A 7138-nucleotide genomic window follows, 5' to 3' on the forward strand; every position below is an offset into this window, starting at 1 on the left:
CATGTGATCAGGAGCGTTCATCATGGCCCTTCTGTTCCTGACCCGGACAGCTGGAATACCTGGTTACCACTTGGCAATAAAACTCCGGGTACTAAAGCCTACCCTGCCCGGGCGGCTCACTTAAGCACGCCAGCGACGCGTTCAGGCAGGGATTTGCAGCTCCGGACTCAGCCTTGTGACGGCTCTGACAAACCGGCCCCCTGTGCGCGGTCTGGCTGTGGCGGTCCAAAGCGGCCACCGAGTACCAGCAAGGCGGGTGTCAGCAACAGCGTCAGCAGGGTCGCGAACGCCAGCCCCCCGGCTATGGCGCTGGACAACTGGGTCCACCACTGGGTCGACGGCGCATTGAAGCCCAGCGAAGGCGCAATCAGATCAACGTTCACCCCGATAACCATGGGAATCAGGCCAAGTATGGTTGTCACCGCCGTCAGTAGCACCGGGCGCAGACGTAAACAGCCGGTTTCCAGCGCCGCGTCGTAGGGTGTCATACCCTGTCCGCGCATCTCGTTATAGGTATCGATAAGAATGATGTTGTTGTTCACCACGATGCCGGCCAGCGCAATGATCCCCATCCCTACCATAACGATACCAAAGGACTGGCCGTTGACCAGCAGGCCCAGCAACACCCCTGCGGTGGACAGCACGATCGCCGACAGGATCAGCAAGGTCTGATAGAAGGAGTTGAACTGGGTAAGCAGGATCAGCAGCATCAGGGCAATGGCCACCAGGAATGCGGTGGCCAGAAAAGTGGCCGCTTCCTGCTGCTCTTCATCCTCACCGGCAAAGGTCACTGTGACCGAAGCCGGGGGCTCCGGCATCTGCGCCCTCAGTTCCCGCAATTGCTGGTCCACCCGGGTTTCCGGGCCTACATCAGACTTGATGGTAATGGTTCGCTGTCCATCTACTCTGGCGATGGTACCGGTTTTTGGCGCCGGTTCCAGGGTCACAAACTGCGACAGCGGTACCTGGCCGCGGTTGGTGTTCAGAGTCTGGCGTTCGAACTGGTCCAGCTCACGCCAGCTGGCAGGGACCCGCACCGCGATATCGACCTCATCGCGCACGTCCTCCGGCCGATAGGTGGCCAGTACCAGGCCATTGGTGATCAGCCGCACGGAGCTGCCGATACTGAGCACATCCGTTCCGAAGCGCGCCGCCGCTTCCCGGTCGACCTGCAGGCGCCATTCGATGCCCGGCAGGCTGCGATCATCCTCAAGATCCACCAGACCGCTCATGCCCGACATGACGGACAGCAGCTCCTTGACATAGTCTTCCATCGCCTGGCTGTCGGTACTACTGACCTTGAGCTCTATGGGCTTACCCGCACCCGGGCCATCCTCCTGCTGCCGGAACTCGATCATCACGCCCGGGATGTCCGCCGTGCGCTCCCGGAAATCCGCGAGAATCTGTGAGGCCGGCCGGCGCAGGTCCCAGTCGATAAAACGAAACTGGAGCACCCCGATCACATCCGGCGCAAGCTGGGTATCCGGTGCCACCATTGAACGGGCATACAGGGCCTCCACCTCGGGCATACCGGTCAGCCTCCGCTCCACTTCCCGGACAATGGCGTCCCGCTCGTAAATGGACAGATCGCCCCGGGCGCGGACCTGAACCTGAGCCGAATCCGGCTCCACACTGGGGAAGAACTCCACGCCATGATTAAAGCGAGCGTAAGTCGCGTAGATAATGCCGATAATCAGCAAGGCTCCGACCAGAGTCAGACCAGGGTGCCGAAGAAGTGCACCAAGGGTACTGCGGTAAGCCGTCATGAAACGCCCGGCGGGCCTGGCCTGGCGGGCTCTGCGGCCACCACTTACGCCGCCCATTACCGGCAGGAACACCAGCGCCATCGCCAGCGAGGCCGTCAGGCAGATAATCACGGTGATAGGCAGGTATTTCATGAAGCCACCCACCACCCCGGGCCAGAACAGCAACGGCAGAAAAACCGCCAGGGTGGTGGCCGTCGAGGCAATCACCGGCCATGCCATGCGGCTGCCCGCATCCGCCCAGGCCCTGCCCACCGGCATGCCCTCGGAAAGATTCCTGTCGGCAAGTTCCGACACCACGATGGCGCCGTCCACCAGCATACCGGCCACCAGAATGAGGCTGAACAGCACCACGATATTGAGGGTATAACCCATGGCCCATATCACCAGGATGCCGGTAAGAAACGCTCCCGGTATGGTCAGGCCCACCAGCAACGCCGACCGCAAGCCCATGGCGGCGATGACCACGATAACCACCAGCACAATCGCGGTCAGGACATTGTTCAGGAGATCACTGAGAATGTTCTGGACATCATTGGACTGGTCCATGATGTAACGCACTTCAAGGGCATCCGGCAGCTGCGGCGCCGCCGCGTCCATCAGACCGCGCACCTTCGCGACCGTCTCAATGATATTGGCGCCGGAACGCTTGGACACTTCCAGCACCAGCGCCGGCTCACCGTTGATTCTTGCGAACCCCAACGGATCCTTGAAGCCCCGGTTGAGCATGGCCACGTCGCCGAAGGTGACTACCCGGTCTTCGCTGACTTTCACCGGCATGGACATGACATCTTCAATATTCTCGATCACCCCCGGCACCTTGATGGCCATGCGACCGTTGCCGGTATCGAGGCTGCCGGCGGCCACCAGCTGGTTATTGCGAGTGACCAGCATGGCCAGCTGATCGTAATCGATTCCGTAACTTTCCAGTACCTGGGGATCGACCACAATCTCCAGAAGGTCTTCGCGGTCGCCACCAATGGTGACTTCAAGTACTTCCGGTATGCCCTCGATGGCTTCCTGCAGGCGACGGGCAATAGTGATCAGCTCCCGTTCCGACAAAGGGCCGGACAAGCCCACAGACAACACCGGAAACAGCGATACGTTGATTTCGTTGACAGTAGGCTCATCGGCCTCGGAGGGCAGCTCTGCACGGGCGGTGTCCACCTTCTCACGGACATCAACCAGAGCCTTGTCCGGATCAAACCCGGCATCAAACTCCAGCATCACCGACGCGTGCCCTTCCGAAGCCGTGCTGCGCATCTCCTTCACGCCTTCAAGGGAACGCAATTCCTGTTCCATGGGACGCACCAGCAGACGCTCGGCATCTTCCGGGCTGACGCCTTCCAGTGTCATGGAAACGTAGATCATCGGAATAGTAACGTCCGGGTTCGCTTCCTTGGGGATGGTTATAAAGGCCGCCAGCCCTCCCATCATCAGAAAACCCAGCAACACCAGCGAGGTGCGGCTGCGGTCCAGCGCGGCATAGATCAGTGTCCGCATTGACTCAGTCTCCCTGTCCGGCCGACACCGCCTTTACCGTCTGCCCCCGGGAAACAAAGCCCCCACCCCGGGAAATCAGCCGCACCGGTGATTCAAGGCCAGCTACCCAGGCTCCATCGGTCTGCACGCTGAGCAGTGTTACCGGGGCGAAAGCGACAACATCCTCAGCCGTGACCAACAGCACACCAGGACGGCCATCGTCCCCCAGGCTCAACAGTGCCGGTGACAGGAAGTGTGCTGTCTGTTCCGGCAGCATGACCCTCAGCGTTGCACTGCCCCCGGCGATCCTCAGTAGCCCGGGGTTCTCCAGCCGGGCTTCCATCCGGAAGCTGCGGGTTTCCGGATCGGCTGCGCTGGCAACAAAGGACACGCTACCTTCCAGCGTTTGCCCGTCCAGCAGCTCGATCTCTACAGCCTGACCTTCCCGGACCTGACTGACCGCCTGCTGGGGCACATACCCTGATACTTTCAACAGGTCCACCTGAACCAGATCAAACAGTGGCTCCCCTGCCTGAACAAAGCGTCCCTGCTCGACATGACGATGGTTGATAACGCCATCGAAAGTTGCAGCCGGCCGGAGGTAATCCATGGCAAGGGAGGCCTGACGCAGTTCGGCCCGGGCTGACGCGAGCTCACTTTCCAGGCGCAGGCGATCAGATTCCGAGGCCAGGTTGTCACTGCGCAAGCGCTGGGTAGCCTTCAGGTCAGCCTCCAGCTGACTGACCCGGGCACGGCTTCTGGCCAGTGCCGCAGGGCGCTCGTCCTCCGAGATGACCAGCAGGTTGTCTCCGGCGCTGACGGTCTGCCCGTTACGTACGGCAATGGACTCGACAGTACCGGCCACCCTTGCCGTAACTTCAAGGCTTCGCCAGGGTTCGACCTGCCCCTGAATGCGCAGCCCAGGCCGGTACAGGCCAGCCCTACGCGATTCCACCTCCACCGTCGGCAGGGAAGCAGCCTCCTGGTCCGTTGCTTCTGGTGCGTCGCTGCGAGCAGTCCGGAAGTCACCCGTTGCCATCCAGATGACCAGAGCCAGCAAAATCAGTAGTGCCAGCCCGGTTGATCCCCACTTCATCCTGCTCATGCCACACCTGCTCCTTTAAGACAATTGGCGAAGCATACAAAGTCACTCGCCAAGGTGCCAGTGTCCCGTCTGGTTAATTCGCTGACCGGCACGGGATGGCCTGTTATTTGCAAAAATCAGTTCAGGAGCCAGCCGGATTGTCTGGCCGCCAGGCCGTCTGTAAATGCATTTGAAATGTGGTCGCTCATGGCCATTTCAGGGAGAACAACCATGAACGCGCTCAGTACAACCCCGGTACCCAAGCCTATGCCCAAAGCCACTGACTTTCTGATCGCATCCAAAAAATGTGAGCTGGCCAATCTGGAGCGTTTTCTTCAGATGGGCAAGCTGGTACTGAGCATAGGCAATCTGATTCACACCCTGCAGCGGGAACGGGGTGCCTCCAACGTCTATCTGGGTTCTGCAGGGCAGCGCTTCAGTGAGGAGCTCATTCAGCTGACGCAGGAGACCCGGGACCGGCAGCAGGTGTTCGAGGACGACCTGGAGGCTCTTTACGAGACCCTGATCGCCAGCCCGGCCAGTAGCCGACTTCTCAACAGCCTGGCCGCCGCCCTGCATGGCCTGGATACCCTGAACCCGATCCGGCTACGGGTAAGAGGCCAGCAAATCCCCGCGACGGAGGCCATCGACGCCTATATCGAAAGGGTCGGCCACCTTATTGCCGTGGTGTTTGAGGCCGCAGAAACGGTGGTGGATCCAACCATCGCCGGTATTCTGGTGGCCATGGTCAACCTGATACAGGGCAAGGAAATGGCGGGTCAGGAGCGGGCCACGGGCTCGCTGGGGTTCTCCCGGGGCCAGTTTGATGACGCACTCTCACAGCGCATTACGCACCTTATTGATGCGCAGGATCGGTATTTCGATGTGTTTACGCGATTTGCCGATGCCGACTCGGTGGCCCTCTGGAAACACAGCAGCCGTGCCCCCTACTGGGAAGAGATCCGGCACCTGCGGGGACTGGCCTGCTCTATCGGACGCTACAAGCCGCTGGATCCGGCTCTGGCAGACCAGTGGTTCCGGCTGATGACGGAACGCATAGACCATCTCAAGTCGGTGGAAGACAGCCTGGAAGAACATTTCCACCGCTGCTGTATCGAACGTTACACTGCTGCCCGCAACGCGCTGGCCCATGAAGAAACCCTGGCTGCCGGGCTCGACGAATCAGGGCATGCACCGGAACCGGTACTGCTGGTTTGCAATGACACTTCCGCCAGCGGCGCGACCCGCAACTACGACAATCAGGGTATCGGGCCGCGGTTCGGACGCTCGGTGTTTGATCTGGTGCAGCAACAGGCCCAGCGTCTTGAGCAATTGAACGAAGAGCTGCACGCCGCCCGCGAAGCACTGGAAGATCGCCGCACCCTGGAAAAGGCGGTACTGATGCTGATGAAACACCAGCAGATTTCCAATGACGAAGCCCACAAGCTGCTACGAAAACTCGCCATGGACCAGGGGCGTAAACTGACGGATGTTGCCCGTTCCCTGCTGACCATGACCGACCTGCTGTCGGCTCGCTAACACTGCCGTCCGGGTCTGGCATCCCGGTGGCCAGTTGCCCGCCTTTGGCCAGAACGCCGCGTCTGGCAGCGTTCTGGTGTGACAGGTCGGCCCTATCCTGCTGAGAGTCCGGGAGGGTCTTGTCCTACCAGCGCTTGTAGGGCAGGAATTTGCCACTCATGGTAAGGATCACCCGGTCACCTTTGGGGTTTTCCTCCTTGTCCACTTCCATGGTGAAATCAATGGCACTCATGATGCCGTCGCCAAACTTCTCGTGGACCAGTTCTTTGATGGTCTCACCGTACACCCCCATCATCTCGTAAAGGCGGTAGATCAGCGGGTCCTGGGGCACGCCCTGGTCCCACGCTTTCTTGGGGCAGACCTGCAGCGTTTCCGCCACCGGCTTGTCGAGGCCGAGAGCTTCACAGAGCGCAAAGGCCTTGTCTTCAGTCATGGAATTCATGCCCAGGCAGGCCGAGGTGGTAAACACCGGTGACATGCCGATAGTCTCGGCCAGCACTTCCCAGGAAATGCCTTTGGTGGCTTTGGCTTCCAGAATTTTTGCGGTCATCAGTTCTTTGTTCATCATGGTTTGTTCCTCAGAAGGTTGATCTGGTCAGATTTGAATCCTGATACAGGTTGGTTCGGGTTTTACAGCTCAGGCATTCACGGCCTTCGCCGCGTTTTCTTCAGCCGACAGATATGTGTCTCCATCGTGTCTTTTGTCGGGACTTCCGGCCGCCGGGTCCACTACCCGGGGACTGCCATCCGCTTCAGGCAAAGCCTGGCTGCTGCGATTGACCAGGAAGTCCACCAGATAGTCCCGCAGGGTGTGATAGGCGGGGTTCTGGAATATATTGGCCCGGGACCGTGGCCGCGGCAGGCTGACGGCCACGCTTTCCGCAATTCGTGCGTGGGGGCCGTTGGACATCAGAAAAATCCGGTCAGACAGCAGGATGGCCTCATCCACATCGTGGGTGATCATGAACACAGTCTGCTGGGTTTCACCCCAGATTTTGACCAGTTCTTCCTGAATCACGCCGCGGGTCAGGGCATCCAGAGCACCAAAAGGTTCGTCCAGCAGCAGCAGCTCGGGCTGGGTGGCAAACGCCCGGGCGATGCTGACCCGCTGGCGCATGCCCCCGGACAGCTGGGACGGTTTCTTGTGCATGGCCTCGTTCAGCCCCACCATCTTCAGGTAGCTCTCACTATGCTCCCTGATTTTCTGGCGGGACCACTTCGGCCACCGGGCCCTGACCCCGAACATGATGTTACTCAGGGCCGTTTTCCA

5 protein-coding genes are annotated in these 7138 nt (G+C 60.1%); 1 reads left to right on the forward strand and 4 read right to left on the reverse strand.

Features of this window, described 5'->3' with window-relative positions; genetic code table 11:
- Nucleotides 1-167: 167 nt before the first annotated feature.
- Together AAC035_RS16365 and AAC035_RS16370 are read right to left on the reverse strand one after the other, a co-directional pair.
- Nucleotides 168-3266, reverse strand: coding sequence for an efflux RND transporter permease subunit (locus tag AAC035_RS16365; protein WP_339806033.1), 3099 nt, complete (start codon nt 3264-3266; stop codon nt 168-170).
- 4 nt (nt 3267-3270) lie between these two features.
- A complete protein-coding gene (locus AAC035_RS16370; protein WP_339806035.1) occupies nt 3271-4350 on the reverse strand; it encodes an efflux RND transporter periplasmic adaptor subunit in 1080 nt (359 codons plus the stop codon).
- A 210-nt stretch (nt 4351-4560) separates the two neighbouring features.
- On the opposite strand from AAC035_RS16370, the gene AAC035_RS16375 reads away from it, so the two are divergent.
- Nucleotides 4561-5868: a nitrate- and nitrite sensing domain-containing protein gene (locus AAC035_RS16375; RefSeq protein ID WP_339806037.1), complete on the forward strand. Its 1308-nt coding sequence runs from the start codon at nt 4561-4563 to the stop codon at nt 5866-5868.
- Between the two features lie 124 nt (nt 5869-5992).
- Here the strand turns inward: AAC035_RS16375 and cynS are convergent, their stop codons facing one another.
- Nucleotides 5993-6436 carry a cyanase gene (gene cynS, locus AAC035_RS16380; protein WP_339806039.1) on the reverse strand — a complete coding sequence of 148 codons (444 nt, stop codon included), beginning with the start codon at nt 6434-6436 and terminating at the stop codon, nt 5993-5995.
- A gap of 69 nt (nt 6437-6505) precedes the next feature.
- The coding region (locus AAC035_RS16385) for an ABC transporter ATP-binding protein (protein WP_339806041.1) at nt 6506-7138 on the reverse strand (633 nt) is incomplete at its 5' end.

The sequence above is a fragment of the uncultured Marinobacter sp. genome (genome assembly GCF_963974375.1).
Taxonomy (GTDB): domain Bacteria; phylum Pseudomonadota; class Gammaproteobacteria; order Pseudomonadales; family Oleiphilaceae; genus Marinobacter.